The organism is Streptomyces sp. Y20 (assembly GCF_043195475.1).
Taxonomy (GTDB): domain Bacteria; phylum Actinomycetota; class Actinomycetes; order Streptomycetales; family Streptomycetaceae; genus Streptomyces.
This window is the reverse complement of sequence record NZ_JBIDDP010000005.1, coordinates 504,628-523,427: the sequence shown is the minus strand read 5'-3', so window position 1 is coordinate 523,427 and position 18,800 is coordinate 504,628. Positions and strand designations below refer to the sequence as shown.

Genomic DNA, 18,800 nt, shown 5'->3' with positions numbered 1-18,800 from the left:
GCCGGGCTCAGGCCCGGCACCCCGCCGTGCGGCAGCGGTCAGCGCCCCACCGCCTCCGGCACCATGTGACGCCGGGCGGCCCGGGCGTCCCAGCCGGCCGGACCCGTGCGCAGCCGCCGCCGTACCCCGCGCACCAGCGTGCCCGCCGTGAACGTCGCGCCGTGCACGAACCGCATGGCCGGGCCGAAGCCCGCGGCCGTGACCAGACCGGCAAGGAACAGACCGGGGTACGACGACTCGAACTCCGGTCCCACCGCCGGTGCCCCGTCGGCGCCCGTCGCCAGCAGCGCGCGCAGGTCGGGGGAGAGCAGCCGCATCCGGTCGAGGCCGGCCCGGAATCCGGTCGCGGCGATCACGTGCTCCGTCTCCAGCACGGCCGGACCGCCCCGCCGGGCCGCGGTCTCCAGCCGCAGCCCGCCCGGCACCTCACGGACCCGCACCACCTCCCGGCCCGGCAGCAGCTCGACCTGCCGTTCCACCCGCTCGCGCACCCACCAGGCACCGGCCGGGCCCAGCGCGTCGGTGGCGATCCGGGTCCGGGTGCGCTCCGGCAGCCGCCGGTACAGGCCGGGCCGCTCGGCGTAGAACCAGTTCCGCCAGCCGGGGCCCAGTCCGCTGTGCGGGGAGCGGGCCGAACGCCACCAGGGCCGCTCCCAGGCCGGCGGCACGTCGTTCCAGTACAGCCGGTCCGCGCGGGCCAGCACCCGGACCCGGGTGCCCTGCTCGGCGAGGAGCGCGGCCGTCTCCAGGGCCGCCTGGCCACCGCCCACCACGGTGACGTCCTGGCCGCGGAAGCGGTCGAGCGAGGCGTGGTGGCTGCTGTGCGAGACCAGGGTCGGCGGCAGGCCGCGCAGTGCGGCCGGGATCTCGGTGAACGGCAGCACGCCCACGGCCGCGACGACGGTCCGCGCGGTGAGCGTCTCCCCGTCCTCGGTGACGGCCTCGAAGCCGCCGGCGCGAGGCGCCACCCGGGTCACGATCCGTTCGTCGATCGGGGGGACGGCGTTGCGGGCGAACCACAGGCCGTATTCGGTGAAGATCTCCAGCGGGACCGGCTCGGCGTGCCGGGCCGTGATGCCGCGGAAGGCGCAGAACACGTCCAGCCGCCAACGGCCTTCCGGATCGGACAGGTTGGAGGCCCAGGGTTCCGACTTCAGGAACATGCCGCTCGGCATGTGATCACGCCAGGACTCCATGGGCCGCCCGAGGACGCGGACGTCCAGCCCGGCCGCCGCGGCGTGCGACGCGATGGACAGGCCGTACGGGCCGGCGCCCACCACCAACAGGTCATACATCAGCAGCTGCTCGCTTTCTCGTCGTCGGTCAGGGCGTGGGGGAGGTCCTGGGCGCTCACCCGGTGGACCGTGTCGAGCCGGGGCCGCGGCGCGGGCGGTGCCGCCTGTCTCGCGCGAAGGGGCAGGCGTCCGGCGAGCCGGCCCGACACGTGCCGGGCCCACATCGTCCACATCACCCGGCCGGGCGCCGGGTCGTCCGGGGCGTACCAGGCGAGTTCGCGGCCCCGGGGCGCGGGGCGCAGCGCGGTGAGCGGCGCGTAGTTCTCCACCACGAACTCCCGGCCGGGCAGCGGCGCCCCGGCCGGCAGTGGACGGTGTGTCAGGTCCAGGTGCAGGGCCCGTACGACGTCCAGGCCGGCACTGTCGGCGAACAGCCGGAACTGGGCGCCGGGGCGGGGGTTGAAGTCCAGCAGGTGGTAGCGGCCGGTGCGGCCGCAGCGGCGGAAGTCCAGGTCGAGGATGCCCCGGTAGCCCAGTTCGCCGGTGAGCCGTTCGGCCAGCGCCCGCACCTCGGGGTCCGGTGTCCACCGGCCGGCCGCGGTCAGGCCCGCCCCGCGCGGCCACGCCAGCTGTTTGCGGCCGGATCCGCCGGCACGCAGGACACCGGCGTGGTCGGCGTACCCGTGGAAGAACCAGTCGCGGCCCGGGCCGGGCGGCAGGTAGGCCTGCAGCAGCAGCGGGCTGCCCGCCTCGCCGGTGCGCAGGTACAGCTCCCGCGCCTCCCGCGCCGAGCGCAGCAGCACGGTCGAGCGGAGCCCGCTGCCGGCCGGCACCAGCCAGGGCCGGCTCCATTTGGCCACCACCGGCAGGCCCAGCCGCCGGGTGGCCGCCGCCGCGTCCCCGGCGCTGTCCGGGACGAGGGTCACCGGGTGCGGGACACCGGTGGCGGCGCAGATGCCGGCCAGTTGCGCCTTGTCCGCCACCCGCCCGGGCAGCGTGCCGGGCTGTCGCGGCAGCAGGTAGGCGGGTGCCAGGTCCTCCCGCAGGAGGCCGGCCGCGATGGCGCCGGCGTCGTCCATCGTGATCAGCACGGCCGGGCGGGCGACCTGGGCCGCGACCCGGTGCAGCACGGTGGCGATCTCACGGGTGGACGCGCCGGGCGCCGGCGGCGGGTGCAGCCGCCGTACGAAACGTGACACGTGCACCGGACTGGGCGTGGAGTCGGCGACGACGTGCACCTCCACCCCGGCCCTGCCGAGCGAGCGCACGGCACCCAGGGTGCCGTGGTGAAAGGGATTCCGGTCGATCCGCAGCAGCACCGCGGGGACCTGGATGTCCAGTAGCGACACGGGCGATTCCTTTTTTCTCCGGTCAGTTCGTCCGTGCGGGGGTTCGGGCCACCTGAAAGCCGTAACCGCACTGGCGAACTTCGTACGAATATGACTGTGTGTCAATAACGAGATATTGACGGCGAAAACGCGGTCGAGCAGAAAGAGGGGCAGGCATGGCTCTACAGCAGCGACGGGACCGCTCCCGGCGGCTGACCGTGGTCGCGGCGGCGGTCACCGCCTCGGTCGTCCTGGTGACCGGACCCGGATCCGCGGCGGGGGCGGCGTGGGCCGTCGGCCCTCCAGCACCCGCCCAGACGGCCCCGGGCCCCACCGCACCGGCGGCAGCGGCACCGGCGGCCCCGCCGGTCGTCCCGGTCGCACCGGCGGCCCCGCGGGCCACCCCGCAGGCCACTCCGGCGGGGCCGGCCGTCCCGCCGGCCGCACCGGCCACGCCCGTACCGACGCGGGCGGTCCCGCCGTTCGGGGCCTTCCTGGACTCCGGGGCCCGCGGGGTCGCCCGGATGGCCGACCTGAGCCACTGGCTAGGCGGGACCGAACTGAAGGTCGCCCATACCTATCTGCCCGGTGGCCGCTGGCAGGACATCGAGGGTCCGCCCGGCTTCCTGGACGTCTGGGCGCACTGGAGGCGCGAGAAGGCCGACCGCACCCTCGTCCTCAACGTGCCGATGCAGGAGCGCAACGAGGAGAACGTCCCCGACTCCGAGGTGCGGCGACTGCTGGGGCAGGCCGCGACCGGCGCCTTCGACCGTCACTTCAGGGCCCTGGCCGAACGGCTGGTGCGGCTGAAGGTGCCGGACACCGTCATCGTGCTCGGCTGGGAGATGAACGGCACCACCTACACCCACCGCTGCGGACCGGACCCCGAGGCATGGAAGACGTACTGGAACAGGATCGTCACCACCATGCGCTCGGTTCCCGGCCAAGCGTTCCGTTTCGATTTCGCGCCGAGCCGCGGCCGGGACGCCGTACCCTGGACCGAGTGCTACCCGGGGGACGACACGGTCGACATCATCGGCATGGATTCCTACGACCAGCCGAGTGGATCGTCGTTCGACCAGCAGGTGAAAGAGCCCTTCGGCCTCCAGCAGCACGTGGAATTCGCGAAATCCCACGGCAAGCCCATCTCCTATCCGGAATGGGGCCTTTTCCGCAACGGCGACAACGCCGAGTACATGCGGCGCATGCTCGCCTGGATCGACGAACACCGGCCGCTGTACAACGCGCTGACCGACTACTGCCCGCACGGCGTGTGGCAGTGCTCGGCCAACCCCCGCTCGTCGCGGATCTACCGGACCGCCCTGTACGGCCGCACCGACCGGCCGGCCCCGGCGCCCACGCCGACCCCGACCGCCGTCCCCAAGCCCTCGCCCACCACGAAGCCCGCGGCCGACTGCTCGCCGCTGAACCTCGGCGACTGGGTCGAGTACTGGCTCGGCGGAAAGCTCTGCGTCCGCCTCGGCTGGTGGTCGCGCAGCCGCTAGCCCTGCCCGTGTGCCCGCCACCGGTGCAGCACCTCCCTGCCCCGCTGCCGGGCGGTCGCGTCGCACAGCGCGGCTGTCAGCAGCGGGGCGGTGCGCCGACGGGCCATGAGAAACCGCTGGTTGACGACCGGTTCGGGCCGCCAGTGACGCTTGTACGGCTCGTCACCGCGCAGCAGGCTCAGCGTGCCCGCAGGGTCGCCGCCGCGGTGCTCGGCGCACGCGTCCAGCAGCATCACCGCCACGTCCGCCTTCCGCTGCCTGAGGCTCGGATGGGCGCCGTAGAGGTAGCCGCCGGTCAGGCTGCGCGAGAGCAGGGTCAGGTCGACGGCCACCACCTCGTCGCCGATCGTGAACTCGGTGACCACCGCGTTGCCCGAGCGCACCATCGGGCCCACCGCGCGCACCAGATGCTCCTGGAACCGGGGCCGCAGATGCTCGCCGGTCACCTTCCGGCCCTGCCACTGGAGCCGGTGCAGCTCCAGCAGGAGGCCGAGCGCCGCCTCCACCTCCTCCGGCCCCACGGCCCGCCGCCGCACCCCCAGCGCGGCCAGCTTGCGCAGCTGGGCCCGCGCCCGCTGGCCGGACTTGCCCGACGGCAGCCGGGCGATCAGCTCGGCCATGGGCACGGCGGGCAGCTCCAGGCACAGCGAGTCGCGGACCACACGGCGCGGCCCGTTCCAGCGGTCGTACACCCGCTCGACCGCGCCGCCCGGGCGCACCTCGCGGAAGTCGACCAGTGCCGTGCGGGCCGCGTCCGCGAGCGCCTCGGTGAGCGCGCCGGCGGCCCGCCCGTCGTCGGTGTCGTCCAGCAGGACGTCCGTGTAGTCGGAGATCGCCCCGCCGAGCGGTACCAGCGCGGGCAGCGGCCGGCTGACCAGCATCAGCGGCGCGACGGCCACCAGGTCGCGGCCGGCCCGCACCACCAGCAGCCGGAGCCGGCCGGGCCGGCCGTACGACAGCCACCACGAGTGCAGCCAGGCATGGGTCTGGAACGGGGTCGCGGCGGCGCACCGCTCGTACAATCGCCCCCAGGCCGGGGTCATGGCCGCGAAGGCGGCCTCGTCGGTGACGACCTCCACCGTGAGGACGGCGGGTGCGGTGCGCGCCGAGTACGTCGCGGTCACAGCTGGCCGTGCGCGTCGGCGGCGACGGCCGGGCCGGGCACCGAGGCCGGACGCACCGTCTCGTCCTCCGGCCGGCGCCCCGGCCGGACCAGCAGCGCCAGAGCGCCGAGCAGCCCGCCCGCGCTCGCCCCGACCAGCCCGGTCACCGCGGCGGAGGCCGAGCCCGGCTCGGCAGGCGTCACCGCCCGGGAGAACTGCTGGAGCCCGACGTGCGTGCCCGCCTTGGCGGCGTCGGCGTGCCGGATGAGGGCGTGGGCGACCGCGTTGGCCATGTCGGTGGCCTGGGACGGGCGGGCGGAGACGGCGGAGACGGCCACCATGGGGGCGTCCGGCGACGTCGCGGTGCGCACGCTGTCGCGCAGGGTCCGCACCGGCACCCCGGCCTCCACCTGCGCGTCGCCGATGACCGCGAGCTGGGTGGCGACCCGGCCGTAGGCCTGGGCGAAACCGAGTGCGGTGGCGGTGTCGGACCGTTCCGTCGGAACGGCGATGACATAGCTGGTCGCCGTGTACTGCGGGGTCTTCAGCACGCCGTACCCCCCGCCCAGCAGTCCGCCCGCGAGGACGCCGGCCGCCACCAGCGCCCAGGAAGGCAGCGCGCGGACGCGGAACAGACGGGAGGAGCGGTGCCGGGTGTGGTTGTCGGTCATGAGTGGCTGACCTCCTGAGGGGATCGGGACTTCGGGACCCTGTGGGCGAGCGCCGCCGTGTAGACGTCCATGAGCCGGGCGGCACTGCGGGTGATGCAGTAGTGGCGGGCCGCCTCCGGCGCGGTGCGCGGGCCCGGTCCGGCGGCACGGACCCCGGCGAGCGCACGGGCGTAGGCGCCGGCGTCGCAGGGGACGCGCAGCGCGTCCGGGGCGGCGCCGGGCGGCAGGTCCTCCAGGGCCGGGCAGGAGGTGTAGCGCACGGGCAGTCCGGCCGCGAGCGCCTCCACGACCGCGAGGCCGAACGCCTCCTCCGGGGAGGGGGCGGCGAGCACGTCCATCGCCGAGGCCAGCGCGGGCAGACCGGGCCCGGCCGAGCCGTCCGGCAGGTACGGCCGCTCGCCGGCGAAGAGCACCCGGTCCGCGACCCCCGCCTCCCGCGCGGTCCGCCGCAGCGCGCGTTCCTCCGGTCCGCCGCCGACCAGCAGCAGCCGGCAGTCGTCGGGCAGCACGGCCAGGGCGCGGACGGCGACGTCGAAGCGTTTGCCGGCGACGAGCCGGCCGATGCCGCCGACGACGAACGCGTCCTCGGGCAGCCCGAGGCGCTGCCGGGTGTGCCGGCGAGCCACCGGGTCGAAGGCGAAACGTTCCAGGTCGATGCCGTTGGGGACGACCGCGATGCGCGGCCCCGGCACCCCCCAGCGGGTCAGCCGGGCGGCGACCGTGGGCGACACGGCGACGGTGGACCGGCCCAGCCGCTCGCCCAGCAGATACAGCGAACGCACCCCCGCGGTGAGCGGCCGGCCCTCCATCTGCGAGTCACCCAGGGAGTGTTCGGTGGCGACGACCGCCCGCACCCCGGCCAGCCGGGCGGCGATCCGCCCGTACAGGCAGGCCCGGTAGAGGTGGGTGTGCACGAGGTCGTACCGGCCCCGCCGGACGATCCCGGCCAGCCGGGGCAGCGCGCCCAGGTCGCGGTTGCCGGCCATGCCCAGGTGCACCACCCGGACCCCGTCGGCCGCCAGCCCGTCGGCAACCGCCCCGGGCTCGGTCAGCGTCACCACGTCGCACTCGACGGGCAGATGGCGCAGCAGCAGCCGCAGTTGCTGCTCGGCGCCGCCCACCCCGAGTCCGGTGATGACGTGCAGCGCCCTCACCGCAGCCCCTCGACCGGCCGCCGGCGCAACCGGTGCAGCCGGTACTTCAGGAACAGGCGTACGGGGGTGTCGTTCTGCCCGACGTGCACGCGCGGCAGGACGTACGGGCCGTTCAGCCCACCGGGGTCGATGGCGCAGGCGTAGCCGTAACCGGCCCGCCGTACGGCGTCCACGGCGCGCCGGTCGACCGTGCCGTACGGATAGCAGAAGCCGCTCACCGGGGTGCCCGTCAGCTCCTCCAGCGCGGCCCGGCTGTCGGCGGTCTCCGCCGCCAGCCGCGCGTCATCGGCCCGGGTCAGATCGACGTGGGTGAGGCCGTGCGAGCCGATCTCGACACCCGCCGCCGCGGCCCGCCGGATGCCGTCGGCGGTCAGCAGCGGCTTGCGCGGGCCCCGTGGATCCCAGGCGTTGTCGCCGCCGAGCCGGCCGGGCAGCACGAACAGGGTGGCCGTGCACCCCCGGCGCGCCAGCACGGGCAGGGCGTGGGCGACGAAGTCGGCGTACCCGTCGTCGAAGGTGAGACCCACCAGGTCCCGCCCCTCACCCCGGGCCCGGGCGGCGAGCAGCTCGCCCACGGACACCCCGCGCAGCCCCTGACCGCGCAGCCAGCACAGCTGCCGGTCCAGCCGGTCGGGGGTGACCGTGATGCGGTACGGGTCGTCGGAACAGTCACCGACCGAGTGGTACATGGCGATCCACGGGACCGGACCGGTGCCGGCGGCGGCCGAGGTCGCCGCGTGAACGGACTCAACGGAAGACGGCATGGGCGAGCCTTCGGGTGTGGGAGCGTACGGAACGGAGAGCGGAAGCCGGACCCCGGGCCCCTGGACCCAGGCCGAGCAGGGCGGACACGACGGTCACCGCGGTGCCGCCGGCCACGAGCCCGGCGAACGGGGCCGAGCACAGGGCCGCCGCGAAGGCACCGGCCACGGCGGCCACCCCCGCCGCCCCCAGCGGCCGGCCCAGCCCGCGCAGCACGGCCCCCGTGCGGATGGGCACGCTCCGGCGGCGCATGCCGGCGAGCAGCAGGACGGCGGTGAGCGTGATGCCGGTGGCGTTGGCCGCGGCGATCCCGGTGACCCCCCAGGGCCCGACCGTCCAGGCGCCGGCGCCGGACGTCACGACGATCCCCGCGGTCATCGCGGCCAGCGGGTACCAGGTGACGCGGCCCGCCGAGAAGTAGGAGCGGACCAGGACCCCGGTCAGGGTCTGGCCGAGCAGCCCGAGCGCGTAGACCCGCATCACCCCGGCGGTCGCCGCGGTGTCCTGGGCCGTGAACGCGCCCCGCTGGAACAGCAGCCCGATCAGCTGCGGCGCGCACGCCACGACCGCCGCGGTGCCGAGCAGCACCAGGCGCGCGGCCAGCGCGAGGTCCCGCTCCACCCGGATCCGGGCCCGCTCGATGTCCCCGTCGGCCAGGGCCCGCGCCACCACCGGGAACGTGACCGTGCACAGCATCATCGACAGGGTCATCGGGATCTGCGCGACCTTCTGCGCGTAGTTCAGGTGGCTGATGGCCCCGGCGGGCAGGCCCGAGGCGAGGAACCGCTCGATCAGCACCTGCGACTGCCGGCACAGCGCGAACAGCAGCACCGTGGCCAGCAGCCGCACGCCCATCGGCCGCGCAGTGGTCACGGCCCCGACCTCCGTCCTCCCCGGACGGCGGCGCAACTCCCGCACCAGCAAAGGAAGCTGGACCAACACCATCAGGCAGCCGCCCGCCGCCACCCCGAACGCGGCCGAACGCACGCCCCAGCGGGTGCCGAGCACGTACATCGCCGTGACGATGCCGACGTTGTACGCGATGTAGATCGCGGCGGGTGCCAGGAAGCGGCGGTGCGCCCGGAGCACCGCGCTGAAGTATCCGGCGAGGCCGAAGCTGAACACACAGGTCGCCGTGAGCCGGGTGCAGTCCACGGCGAGCCCCGGATCGGGCAGGCCCGGGGCGAGCACCCCGACGAACTGCGGTGCCGCCAGCGCGAGCAGCGCCCCGACCGTCGCGAACGACAGCGCGAGCCGGGGCAGGGTGCCCGCGACCAGCGACCGCACCGGATCCCCCGGGGCGCCCTGGGCGCGGCTCGCCAGGGCCCGGCTGAACGCCGGGATCAGCACGAACGCCAGTCCGTCCTCGATGAGCAGCGTGGCCGCGAACTCCGGCACGGTCCACGCCACCAGGAAGGCGTCCGTGTCCTGCCCGGCCCCGAACAACCGCGCCAACGACTGGTCCCGCAACAGCCCGAGCAACGCCGCCACGATGGACAGCGACGCGGTGACGAGCGTCGCCCTGGCGAGGAACCCGCGGGTCGGGTGCGGGAGGTCGGGGGGCGGAGGTGCGGCCTCCACGGGCGGCGCGGACACGGACGCGGGCGCGGGCGCCGGTCCGGGGGCCGGTGACGGCGGGGGCGGTAGGGCCGGCGAGGTCGGCACGGGGTCCGCCGGGGCCGTGGCCGGGCCGCCTGCCGTGGTGCGATGCGCCGGGAGGGGCACGGCCGACCGCGCCATCGGCAGGGCGGCCCTGCCACTCCCGGCCTCCGACACGAGCGCGGACCTGGACACGCCACCGGCCTCGGAACCGGCCCCCGGCCCCCCGAGGTCGGGAGCCGCCGCGGGCCTCCGTGCCGTACCGGCTCTCGGCCAGCCCCCGGCCCTGGCACGCCCCGACGGTGCCGGACCGGCCTCCGCCCCCGGTTCCGGACGCGCCGTCGACCTCGGTGTCGTCACGGCCTCCGGCCCGGAGCGCGGACCGGCCGCCGGGGTGGCGGCCTCACCGGCCTCCGCGCCCTGACCCGGACCGGCCACCGGCCCCGGTGGCACGCCGGTCCCTGAGCCGGAGCCCGGGCGCGGCCCTCCGCGCGCACGCGTCGCCGGCTGTTCCGCGGTGGCCGTCTCCGGGTCCGGGGCTCCGCCGGTCGTGGGGGTCGTCATCGTGTCGGCCTCCGGCACTCCGACGGCGTGCGGGGCGTGCGGGGTGGTGTCGTCGTCATCGCAGGGCCGCCTCATCCGTCACCGTTCCCCGTCCGGCCGGTGCGGCGGTCCGCCCCTCGCCGGCGACCCGGTCGCCGCCGGCCAGCGCCCACCAGGCGACCAGGCCGAAGCACACGGCCGTCAGCACGGTCGACGGTCCTCCGATGTCGGCGTACGCGAAGTCCACGAGCTGCCACACCAGCAGCCCGCAGGCGACCAGCGCGCAGTCCAGGCCCCGGCCGCCGGCCGCGCGGGCCCGCCACAGGCCGCGCAGGGCGCACACCAGCAGGGCGAGCCAGCTGCCCGCCAGGCAGAGCAGCCCGATCAGGCCCTGTTCGCCCAGCACCAGCAGGTACATGTTGTGCGGGGACAGCAGCGGCTGCCGGCGGAAGGCGGCGCCCGCGCCCTCGGTGTCGCTGCCCGAGGACAGCGCGAGCGAGGCGTACGCGTCGCGGTACTCGGGGAACCCCTTCAGGCCTACGCCGGTCAGCGGGCGCGCGCGCCACATGTCGCCGGCCGCCGCCCACATCGTGTACCGGTCGGTGACCGACTGGTCGGGCGCGTCGGTGACCTGGCCGATGCTGTCGATCCGCTCCTGGAGCATGGCCGTACCCGTCCCGAACCCGCCGACCAGCACCGCGCCCACGGCCACCACGGCCGCCCCCACCCGCAGCGCCCGGCGCAGCCCGGACAGCACCAGCTGGACGGTGAGCGTGACCACGGTGGCGATCCAGGCGCCCCGGCTGAAGGACACGGCGAGGGGGACGGTCAGGGCGAGCGCGCAGCAGAGCGCGACGGCGCGCTCGCGCGCCGCGGTCCGGCCGAGCGCCAGCCCCACCGCGCAGACCAGCCCGAAGGCCACCACGGTCGCCATGCCCATCACGTCCGTCACCCCGAAGGTGCCGACCGCGCGGACGTCCTCGCCCTGGTAGGAGGCCCCGGTCCCGGTGACGTACTGGTGCACGCCCACCGCCCCCTGCCATCCCGCGAGGGCCACGAACGACCAGGCCAGCAGCCGGAAGTCGCGGCGGCCGCGGACGAGCAGCACGACGGCCGCCGGGACCAGCACGAAGACCTGGAGGTAGCGGCCCAGGCCGGTGATCCCGGCACCCGGTGAGACCGCGTGCAGCGCGGCGAGCGCCACCCCGGCCACCGGCAGACCGAGGACCACCGCGGCGGTCCGGGTGAGCGGGCGGCGGCGTGCCCGCAGCAGGCATACCGCGCACGCCACGACGACCAGCGCGGACAGCGCGTCGGCGGGCCCGGCGCCGCCGTCGCCGTCGGGCGTGACCGGCAGCGCGAGCAGGGCGACCACGGCCACCACCGGCAGCACCGGGGAGAGCCGCACGGGGCGGTCGAGCGGCAGGGCGAGGGCCATCGGTCAGCTCCCCGTCGAACGCACGAGCGCGGCGGCGGTGCGCAGCAGGATGCAGACGTCCTGCCACAGCGACCAGTTGTCGATGTAGGCGTTGTCGAAGCGGGCCCGGTCCTCGATGGAGGTGTCGCCGCGCAGCCCGTTGATCTGGGCGAGCCCGGTGACGCCGGTCTGCATGCGGTGCCGGGCCGCGTAACCCGGGTAGGCCTGGCTGAACTGGGCGACGAAGTAGGGCCGTTCGGGACGCGGGCCGACCAGGCTCATGTCACCCCAGAAGACGTTCCACAGCTGGAGCAGCTCGTCCAGCGAGGTCTGCCGCAGGAACCGGCAGAAAGGGCTCATCCTCCGTTCGCCGGCCACGCTCCAACGGGTGGCCGCCTCGTGGTCGTCGACCGGGCGGTGGGTGCGGAACTTCAGCAGCGTGAAGGGGCGGCCGTCCTTGCCGATGCGCTCCTGCCGGAAGACCACCCCGGGCCCGTCGGTGAGCCGCAGCACCACCGCGCACACCAGCAGCAGGGGGCTGACGAGCGCCAGCAGCGTCCCGGACACCAGCACGTCCAGCAGCCGCTTCCCGGCGATCGTCCGCCGTCCCGCGCCCAGGTCCAGGCGGCGCACGGCGAACCCGGCGAGCTGGTCGCGCACCTCGTGAGCCGGGCAGTCCGCGTCCATCTCCCAGACCGCGCAGCCCGACTCGGCGAGCGCCCGCAGCAGCGGCCCCTTCCCGGTGCGCACGGCCGGGTCGACGGTGAGGACGGCCCGCACCCCGTTCTGCACCAGGGCCCGCTCCACCTCGTCGCCGGTGGTGAGCACCGGCAGGCCGGCGGCGCCGTCCGGTCGTTCCGCGACCACGCCCACCGGCCGCACCCCGCAGCGCGGGTGCCTGAGCAGCGCGGCGGCCACCCGCTGCGCGGTCGCGGCCGGCCCGATCACCAGGGCGCTGACCGGCCGGCGCAGCAGCGCGGAACGCCGCTGCCAGTGCACCGCGCCCCGGCCCGCGCACGCCGCCGCCGCGTGCGCCGCCCAGCCGAGCAGCAGGGTGTGGACGGTGAGGGCCTGCTCCGGGTCGCGGGCGGCGACCACGGTGGCGAGCACCAGCCAGACCACGGCGATCCGTCCGCACACCGTGGGCAGTTCGTCGAGGATGCCGGGAACCGGCCGCGCTGAGCGCGGGCGCAGCAGCAGCGCGCCGGCCACCAGGACGCCGACGAGCACCGGCCGGTGGGCGGCCCCGTCCAGCGTGACCGCGCCCGCCAGTGCGGCGAGCAGGTCGGCGGTGAGCAGCGGCAGCGGCGAGGCGGGCCGTGCGGGCGGGCGCCGCAGCGGGAACCGGAAGCCGTCGGCGGTACGGGCCGGGAGGACCGAGACGGGTGAGAATCCGTGGTCCCATGGCTGCGCGCCGGGGGCGCCGGGGGAGGGGACGGTGCTTTCCGCGGTCACGAGTGGGTGGACTCCCTGCGCTCGGAGGGCACGAGCTGGGCCGTTCCGCTGTCCGCCGCCGGGGCGGGGACGAGGAGTTCGCGGTAGAGGGCCGCGATGCGTCCGGCGGTGTGCCGTACGTCGTGCGTGGACAGGATGTGCCGGCGCCCTTGGGCGCCGAGCGCCGCGCGCAGCGGCGGATCGGACAGCAGAGCGGTGACCGCGCCGGCCAGCGCCACGGGATCCTCCGGCGGCACCAGGCAGTGCGCGGCGAGGGCGGGCGGCAGGCTCTCGCGGGCGCCGTCGACATCGGTGAGTACGACGGGCCGGCCACAGCCCAGCGCCTCCAGCGGGGCGAGCGCCATGCCCTCCCAGCGCGAGGGCAGCACCACCAGGTCCGCGGCCCGGTACCAGGGCACGACGTCGGTGACGGCGCCGGCGAAGTGGACGCCGGGGTGCGCCCGCCGTCGCAGGGCCTCACGGTCCGGGCCGTCACCGACCAGCACCAGCCTGGCCCGCGGCAGCGCACGCAGGACGTCCTCCCAGGCGCGCAGCAGCACGTCCTGGCCCTTCTGGCGGCACAGGCGGCCCACACAGACGACGAGGGGCGCCGCCTCGGTGCCGTCCGCGTCACCGGCGGGGCTCGTGCGGCGCGCGTGCTCTCGTGCGGGCGGTTCCGGTGGTGCGGACGGGGGTGGCCCGGTTGGGGGTGGCGCGGACGGCTCGGGTGGGGCCTTGCCGCCGCCGGGGGAGAGCGGCGGGTGCGAGGGGGCCGCCGGGTCCGCGGGCGGCAGCGGTGAGAAGCGCGTGGTGTCGATGCCGTTCGGGATGACCGTGTACGCGGCGTGCACCCCGCGACGTACGCCTGTCGCACGCTCCGCCTCGCTCACGCACACCACCCGGTCGGCCCAGCGCGCCCCCCACCGCTCCCAGTGCAGGGCGAGCGCCGCGGTGAGCCCGCCGACCGCCGCGAACGACCAGGCGTGCGGCTGGAACACGGTGGGCGTGCGCCCGCGGACGGCGAGCCGCGCGGCGAGCCCGGCCTTGGCGCTGTGCGCGTGCACCAGTGCGGGCCGTACGTCGTCGATCAGCCGTACGAGCCGCCGTACCTCGCCCGGCAGACCGGGACCCGGGGACCGGCCCGCCCGCCACTGCCGTACGTCGACGCCCAGGTCCTTCAGACCCGCGGCCAGTTCACCGCCGGGGCAGGCCACCGTGACCCGCAGACCCGCCGCCGACTGGGCCCGCGCCAGGTCGAGCACGACCCTGGCCACCCCGCCGTCGACGGGTTGCGCGAGGTGCAGGACCCGCGGTCGTGGGTCGGGTGCTGGCTGGTGCATTCGCGGAATTCCTCGCTCACGGGGGGGCGCTCGGGATTGCGGTCGTGAACGCGGCTCACCACCGGGCGTCCTTCGCGACGAGGTGCGCCCCTGCCCACGCCGCGTCCGCGTGGGGAACGAGCCGGAAGCCGGGCCGGTCACCGCCGCGCCGCGGAGCCGGGCCGAGATCGCACACGCCGGCGTCGTGGCCGAGCGGGTCGGCGTAGGGCGGAACCCGCCGGGCCGGTACGGCATGCGGTTCGTTGATCGTGGAGTGCCGTACGCCGTACGGGGGACTCGCGGGGCCGCCGAGTGCGACGGGCGTACGCCGGTGCCCTGCGGAGAACGTGAGCGCAGCACCCGCGCGTCTCCGGCCGCCGTCGTACGCCACCGGGCCGACGCGTGCGCCCGCCCCGGGCGCCGGCCCGCCCCGCGCGCTGTGGACCCGCGCGACGGCGCACAGCCCCGAACCGCTGTCCCGGACCATCCGCGTCACATCGGCCGGGGCGCGGAGGCGGAAGGCGTCCACGCGGGCCCGGGCGGCGGCCGGGACGGGCGGGACGCCGGGGGCGAGGGCGTCCGCCGTCGTACACAGTGGCGGACCCGGGAACTTGCGCATGGCCGACGGTGCCCTTTCGCACGTACTGGAGAGATTCGCAACTCTAGCGACATTCGGACCAATATGGATAAAACGGGCAACTGTGTCGGAGTTGTGGAGGCATCTCCCGTCGCGCATCACCCCATTGGCGGCACAACCCCGGGAAGCGCGGCGCGTTGACACAGCGCTGGGCATTCCGCCCGGACGCTGTGACGATCTCAAGGAGTACCTTCCATGTCGCGTATCGCGAAGGGCCTGGTCCTGACCTCCGCCGCCGTCGCGGCCGTTGCCGGCGGTGCCGGTGTGGCCTCCGCCGACTCGAACGCCCACGGCGTCGCCGCCGATTCGCCGGGTGTGCTGTCGGGCAATGTCATCCAGGTCCCGGTTCACATCCCGGTGAACGTCTGCGGCAACACCGTCGACGTCGTCGGCCTGCTGAACCCGGCGTTCGCCAACACCTGCGTCAACGACTGACACCGGGACACAGCCCTTCGGCCGGCCGGCCGCCCGCGCATCCGTCGCGGCGCGGACGGCCGGTTCTGTGCTGGCCGGTTCTGTGCTGGCCGGTCCGTGCTACTCCGGACGGATCACGTTGCCTGCGCGAGAAGTTGCGTCCGGTGATCGGTGAACTGACGGTGGGCTCAGGTCCCACTGTTCACCGAAAGGAACACCCATGCGTGATCTGCCTGCCCGGCGCCTCGCGTCCACCGTTGTCTGCGCGGCCGTCCTGGTCGGCATCACCGGCCCCGCCGTCGCCGCCGACACGGCACGCGGCCACGGCGGCCACGCCGCGTCCCGGGCGCCCGGCCCGGCGGCGGACAGGGAGAGGCTGCTCGCCCAGGTGAGGGCCCTCGGTGCCGCAGGTTCCGTCCTCCACCCGGTCGTCGACCTGCTCAACCGGTCGCTGGCGGAGGGCAGGCTGCCCGCCGACGAGGCCAGAAGGCTGGGTGAAGCGGCGAAGAAGGCCATCGCCAAGGCCGCCGAGGACCACGCCCCGCCGACATCCGCGTCCCCCGCGAAGCCCGCCACGCCCACGGCTCCCGCATCACCGGCCGAACCCGCGTCCCCCTCCTCCCCTTCGGCCCCCGCCTCCCCGACGTCCCCGTCGTCCGCCGCCTCCGCCTCCGCGTCCCCGCAGGCCGCCGCGCCCGCCACCGCCGCCAGGACCGACGACGGCAAGCAGCCCTCGTCCCGTGACCTTACGGACGACGCGCTCTCCGCCCTCCGGACCGCGATCGACGACCTGGTGCAGGCGGTCACCGGCGACCTCGGCCAGCTCCTGTCGTCCGCCGGCGCCGTGGTGTCCGGACTGGTGGACCTGCTCGGTACGACCCTCCTCGGCAGTGACATGCCCGCCCCCAGCATCGACTCCCTGCCCTCTCTTCCCTCGCTGCCCGTTCTGCCGTCCCTCCCGGCGGCGCCGGGCCTGCCCGCCACCGGCTGAGGTGGGGCCGGAGCCCCGTCGGCTCCACGGGGATCTCATATGTCTTCTCGGCACGGGGTTTCCGGCCCGGCCGGACCTCGTTAGGCAGGGCGTCACAATCCCTGGGGCGACGTGAGTTGCCGACGAAAGGAACACCATGAAGTCCCTGAAGGCCGCCGCCGTTGTCGCCGGCTCCGTCGCCCTTGCCGGCGTCGCCGCGCCCGCGTTCGCCTACGACGCCCAGCAGCTGCCGCCCATGAGCGTCAGCGGCGGGCTCACCCGAATCGCCGAGCACCCGCCCACCGCCACCGACCTGCTGCCGCTCAAGCACCAGTCGGACGCGCTCGACACCGAGAACAAGGACTCCGTGCTGAGCGGTGTCAAGGGCGCCACCACGACCCTGAACAAGAAGGGACTGCTGGGCGGTCTTCCGGTGCGGCACTGACGTCCACCGCACCGAACGGGCCGGTACCGCACCGCGGGACCGGCCCCCGGCGTGTATCCCCCGCCGCGTCCCCCCGATCGTGCGGAGCGGCCCCGGGCACTGCCCCGCAAGGGCGAGAAGCGGCCGGGTGACCCCGCGACCCGTCGGTATGGTCGCGCGCCGACCCCGGTACCGAGCGCCACCCGCCCTTCCCGTGCGACGCGCGCCACCCGCCCCTCCCGCGCCAGCCGGCCCTCCCGCCCCACCGGCGCCACTCGCCCCTCCCGCGCGATCCGCGTCCGCGCGATCCGCGCCCGCCCCTCGGCCGGCGGGCAGGCGTCGGCAGTGTTCGCGGGTGACGGGCCCCGCCGTGCCCCGGGCCGTACGCCCCCGTACTCCCCGTATGGCTCTGCGGCGGTGACCCCGCGCCGCCCTCGCCGGTTAATCGGTAGGACACGAACGCGAAGGAGGAGCGAGCGATGGTCGGCGGTGTCGGTGGCGTGGCGGTCGGTGCGGAGCGGCAGACCGGAGCGGGGGCGGGAAGACCCTCGCGGAGGGAGGTCGTGCGGGGGCTGGTGGCCTCCGCCGCCACCCTGGCGCTCGCCCCGGTCGTCGCCGCGTCCCGGCCCACGTCCCCGGCCGGCGGCACCGGTGGCGGCTCCTTCGACGAGACCTACCGGGGCCGCCGCATCCAGGGCGTCGCGATGCCGGCCGCCGGACCCCGGGCGGCCGGCGGCGACTGGCGGGTCACCATCGACAGCCGCCCGCTGCACCTCATGCGCCGGGCCGACGGCACCTGGCTGAGCATGGTCGACCACTACACGTCGTACCGCACGCCCCTGGAGGCCACCCGGGCGGCCGTCGACGGGCTCGGCCCCGGCCGGCGGCTGCGCGACCCGGCACCGGGACCGGTCGGGGCCGGCCGGCCGGGCGACCACATGCATACGGGGGGCCGGCATGGCGTACGTGCGTAAGGACGTCAGCACCCTCACCCGCACCGAGCGCCGGCGGTTCGTCGACGCGCTGCTGGAGCTGAAACGGCGCGGCGAGTACGACGAGTTCGTGCGCACGCACATCGACTTCTACACCACCGACGGCGCCGACGGCCTGCGCAGCGCTCACATGGCGCCGTCGTTCCTGCCCTGGCACCGCCGGTTCCTGCTGGAGCTGGAGCGGGCGCTGCGCCGCGTCGACTCGTCGGTGACGGTGCCGTACTGGGACTGGACCCGGGACCGCACCACGACGTCCGTGCCCTGGACGGAGGACCTCCTCGGCGGCAACGGACGGCGCTCCGACCAGCAGGTGACCACCGGCCCGTTCGCCTACTCGGCGGGCCGCTGGACCATCCGCGAGGGTGTCACCGACGGCCGGTTCCTCACCCGGGACCTGGGCCGGGCCGCCGCCCCCATCGAGCTGCCCACCCGCGGCGAACTCCAGGGAGCGCTCGACGACCCCGTGTACGACGCGTGGCCCTGGGACTCCACCGTCCGCGAGGGCTTCCGCAACAAACTGGAGGGCTGGGGGACCGGCTCCGGCAGCGCCTCTTGGCGCAACCACAACCGGGTGCACCGTTGGGTCGGCGGCGCGATGCTCGGCGGCGCGTCCGTGAACGACCCGGTGTTCTGGCTGCACCACGCCTTCGTCGACCTGCAGTGGTACCGCTGGCAGCGGACCCACCGCGACCACCGCTACCTGCCGGCCGAGCCGCCGCCGGCAACCGACCGCCAGCACGGCCGGATCGTCGCCCGGCACGAGAAGCTGCCGCCGTGGGACGAGACACCGGACCAGTTGGAGGACGTCAGCCGGATCTACCGGTACGCGTGAGGTGCCCGCCGGGTGAGGCGGGCACGGAAAGAGCCCCGGCGCTCGGAGTGCCGGGGCTCTTTCCTGGGGATGCCGGTCGGCTCAGCCGCCGTAGCCACCGTCGAGGCCGGCGTCGCCGGACTTGACGGACTTGACGGCCTTGCCCTCGTGACCGTCGTTGACGCAGACGTTGCCGAACGCCGGGTTCAGCAGGGAGATGACGTTGACGGTGTTGCCGCAGAGGTTGATCGGCACGTGGACCGGAACCTGGATGACGTTGCCCGACAGGACGCCGGGGGAACCGACGGCCGCGCCCTCGGCATTGGCGTCGGCCAGGGCCAGCCCGGCCCCGCTCATCACCACGGCACTGGTGCCGAGAGCGACAGCGGCCGCCTTCGCGATGCGAGACATCACGTTCTCCTTTGGTAGCTCGGATGGCGCGGCGGCAGACCAGCCGCCGCACTGTCCGTTAAACGGCGCCA

General features: G+C 75.5%; 18 protein-coding genes. 6 read left to right on the top strand and 12 right to left on the bottom strand.

Translation table 11 applies throughout. The features are described 5' to 3' along the window. Positions 1-38 precede the first annotated feature (38 nt). Positions 39-1,295, bottom strand: a complete 1,257-nt coding sequence (locus tag ACGFT1_RS16700; protein ID WP_373909684.1) for an NAD(P)-binding domain-containing protein — start codon at positions 1,293-1,295, stop codon at positions 39-41. Further along, complete coding sequence (locus ACGFT1_RS16695; protein ID WP_373909683.1) at positions 1,295-2,584, bottom strand: ATP-grasp domain-containing protein; 1,290 nt, start codon at positions 2,582-2,584, stop codon at positions 1,295-1,297. The genes ACGFT1_RS16700 and ACGFT1_RS16695 overlap by 1 nt, the downstream gene beginning before the upstream one ends. Positions 2,585-2,739: 155 nt before the next feature. Between ACGFT1_RS16695 and ACGFT1_RS16690 the strand changes: the two genes are divergently transcribed. Continuing rightward, positions 2,740-4,068, top strand: a complete 1,329-nt coding sequence (locus ACGFT1_RS16690; protein WP_373909682.1) for a glycoside hydrolase family 26 protein — start codon at positions 2,740-2,742, stop codon at positions 4,066-4,068. Here the strand turns inward: ACGFT1_RS16690 and ACGFT1_RS16685 are convergent. From ACGFT1_RS16685 to ACGFT1_RS16645, 9 genes are all read right to left on the bottom strand, one after another. Further along, positions 4,065-5,192, bottom strand: coding sequence for a GNAT family N-acetyltransferase (locus ACGFT1_RS16685; protein WP_373909681.1), 1,128 nt, complete (start codon positions 5,190-5,192; stop codon positions 4,065-4,067). The genes ACGFT1_RS16690 and ACGFT1_RS16685 overlap by 4 nt on opposite strands. Continuing rightward, a complete protein-coding gene (locus ACGFT1_RS16680) occupies positions 5,189-5,842 on the bottom strand; it encodes a lipopolysaccharide biosynthesis protein (protein ID WP_373909680.1) in 654 nt (217 codons plus the stop codon). Before ACGFT1_RS16680 ends, ACGFT1_RS16685 begins: the two co-directional genes overlap by 4 nt. Then, positions 5,839-6,996: a glycosyltransferase gene (locus ACGFT1_RS16675; RefSeq protein WP_373909679.1), complete on the bottom strand. Its 1,158-nt coding sequence runs from the start codon at positions 6,994-6,996 to the stop codon at positions 5,839-5,841. Before ACGFT1_RS16675 ends, ACGFT1_RS16680 begins: the two co-directional genes overlap by 4 nt. Beyond that, positions 6,993-7,760, bottom strand: a complete 768-nt coding sequence (locus ACGFT1_RS16670; protein WP_373909678.1) for a polysaccharide deacetylase family protein — start codon at positions 7,758-7,760, stop codon at positions 6,993-6,995. Before ACGFT1_RS16670 ends, ACGFT1_RS16675 begins: the two co-directional genes overlap by 4 nt. Continuing rightward, positions 7,744-9,498, bottom strand: a complete 1,755-nt coding sequence (gene murJ, locus ACGFT1_RS16665) for a murein biosynthesis integral membrane protein MurJ (RefSeq protein ID WP_373909721.1) — start codon at positions 9,496-9,498, stop codon at positions 7,744-7,746. The genes ACGFT1_RS16670 and murJ overlap by 17 nt, the downstream gene beginning before the upstream one ends. A gap of 478 nt (positions 9,499-9,976) precedes the next feature. Then, a complete protein-coding gene (locus ACGFT1_RS16660) occupies positions 9,977-11,338 on the bottom strand; it encodes an O-antigen ligase family protein (RefSeq protein ID WP_373909677.1) in 1,362 nt (453 codons plus the stop codon). A gap of 3 nt (positions 11,339-11,341) precedes the next feature. Beyond that, a complete protein-coding gene (locus tag ACGFT1_RS16655; RefSeq protein ID WP_373909676.1) occupies positions 11,342-12,772 on the bottom strand; it encodes an exopolysaccharide biosynthesis polyprenyl glycosylphosphotransferase in 1,431 nt (476 codons plus the stop codon). After that, positions 12,769-14,091: a glycosyltransferase gene (locus ACGFT1_RS16650; RefSeq protein WP_373909675.1), complete on the bottom strand. Its 1,323-nt coding sequence runs from the start codon at positions 14,089-14,091 to the stop codon at positions 12,769-12,771. The genes ACGFT1_RS16655 and ACGFT1_RS16650 overlap by 4 nt, the downstream gene beginning before the upstream one ends. A gap of 55 nt (positions 14,092-14,146) precedes the next feature. Beyond that, positions 14,147-14,689 carry a hypothetical protein gene (locus ACGFT1_RS16645; RefSeq protein ID WP_373909674.1) on the bottom strand — a complete coding sequence of 181 codons (543 nt, stop codon included), beginning with the start codon at positions 14,687-14,689 and terminating at the stop codon, positions 14,147-14,149. A gap of 213 nt (positions 14,690-14,902) precedes the next feature. Here ACGFT1_RS16645 and ACGFT1_RS16640 point away from each other — a divergent pair, with 213 nt between their 5' ends. The 5 genes from ACGFT1_RS16640 to ACGFT1_RS16620 all read left to right on the top strand — a co-directional run bounded on the left by ACGFT1_RS16640 (position 14,903) and on the right by ACGFT1_RS16620 (position 18,339). After that, a complete protein-coding gene (locus ACGFT1_RS16640) occupies positions 14,903-15,142 on the top strand; it encodes a chaplin (protein ID WP_373909673.1) in 240 nt (79 codons plus the stop codon). Between the two features lie 199 nt (positions 15,143-15,341). Beyond that, complete coding sequence (locus tag ACGFT1_RS16635; RefSeq protein WP_373909672.1) at positions 15,342-16,112, top strand: hypothetical protein; 771 nt, start codon at positions 15,342-15,344, stop codon at positions 16,110-16,112. A 136-nt stretch (positions 16,113-16,248) separates the two neighbouring features. Beyond that, complete coding sequence (locus tag ACGFT1_RS16630) at positions 16,249-16,536, top strand: hypothetical protein (protein ID WP_373909671.1); 288 nt, start codon at positions 16,249-16,251, stop codon at positions 16,534-16,536. A 458-nt stretch (positions 16,537-16,994) separates the two neighbouring features. Beyond that, on the top strand, positions 16,995-17,489 hold the full coding sequence (locus tag ACGFT1_RS16625; RefSeq protein WP_373909670.1) for a tyrosinase family oxidase copper chaperone: 495 nt from the start codon (positions 16,995-16,997) through the stop codon (positions 17,487-17,489). Further along, entirely contained in the window at positions 17,473-18,339 is an 867-nt protein-coding gene (locus ACGFT1_RS16620; RefSeq protein WP_373909669.1) for a tyrosinase family protein, read from the top strand. Before ACGFT1_RS16625 ends, ACGFT1_RS16620 begins: the two co-directional genes overlap by 17 nt. An 81-nt stretch (positions 18,340-18,420) precedes the next feature. On the opposite strand, the gene ACGFT1_RS16615 is transcribed toward ACGFT1_RS16620, so the two are convergent. Continuing rightward, a complete protein-coding gene (locus ACGFT1_RS16615) occupies positions 18,421-18,729 on the bottom strand; it encodes a chaplin (protein WP_373909668.1) in 309 nt (102 codons plus the stop codon). Positions 18,730-18,800: the final 71 nt, after the last annotated feature.

What these genes read in the sequence shown, in the direction of transcription:
- ACGFT1_RS16680 (WP_373909680.1), bottom strand. Translation starts at nt 5,842, where the DNA reads ATGACCGACAACCACACCCGGCACCGCTCCTCCCGTCTGTTCCGCGTC.
- ACGFT1_RS16700 (WP_373909684.1), bottom strand. Translation starts at nt 1,295, where the DNA reads ATGTATGACCTGTTGGTGGTGGGCGCCGGCCCGTACGGCCTGTCCATC.
- ACGFT1_RS16650 (WP_373909675.1), bottom strand. Translation starts at nt 14,091, where the DNA reads ATGCACCAGCCAGCACCCGACCCACGACCGCGGGTCCTGCACCTCGCG.
- ACGFT1_RS16670 (WP_373909678.1), bottom strand. Translation starts at nt 7,760, where the DNA reads ATGCCGTCTTCCGTTGAGTCCGTTCACGCGGCGACCTCGGCCGCCGCC.
- ACGFT1_RS16635 (WP_373909672.1), top strand. Translation starts at nt 15,342, where the DNA reads ATGCGTGATCTGCCTGCCCGGCGCCTCGCGTCCACCGTTGTCTGCGCG.
- ACGFT1_RS16660 (WP_373909677.1), bottom strand. Translation starts at nt 11,338, where the DNA reads ATGGCCCTCGCCCTGCCGCTCGACCGCCCCGTGCGGCTCTCCCCGGTG.
- ACGFT1_RS16620 (WP_373909669.1), top strand. Translation starts at nt 17,473, where the DNA reads ATGGCGTACGTGCGTAAGGACGTCAGCACCCTCACCCGCACCGAGCGC.
- ACGFT1_RS16630 (WP_373909671.1), top strand. Translation starts at nt 16,249, where the DNA reads ATGAAGTCCCTGAAGGCCGCCGCCGTTGTCGCCGGCTCCGTCGCCCTT.
- ACGFT1_RS16690 (WP_373909682.1), top strand. Translation starts at nt 2,740, where the DNA reads ATGGCTCTACAGCAGCGACGGGACCGCTCCCGGCGGCTGACCGTGGTC.
- murJ (WP_373909721.1), bottom strand. Translation starts at nt 9,498, where the DNA reads ATGGCGCGGTCGGCCGTGCCCCTCCCGGCGCATCGCACCACGGCAGGC.
- ACGFT1_RS16640 (WP_373909673.1), top strand. Translation starts at nt 14,903, where the DNA reads ATGTCGCGTATCGCGAAGGGCCTGGTCCTGACCTCCGCCGCCGTCGCG.
- ACGFT1_RS16615 (WP_373909668.1), bottom strand. Translation starts at nt 18,729, where the DNA reads ATGTCTCGCATCGCGAAGGCGGCCGCTGTCGCTCTCGGCACCAGTGCC.
- ACGFT1_RS16625 (WP_373909670.1), top strand. Translation starts at nt 16,995, where the DNA reads ATGGTCGGCGGTGTCGGTGGCGTGGCGGTCGGTGCGGAGCGGCAGACC.
- ACGFT1_RS16645 (WP_373909674.1), bottom strand. Translation starts at nt 14,689, where the DNA reads ATGCGCAAGTTCCCGGGTCCGCCACTGTGTACGACGGCGGACGCCCTC.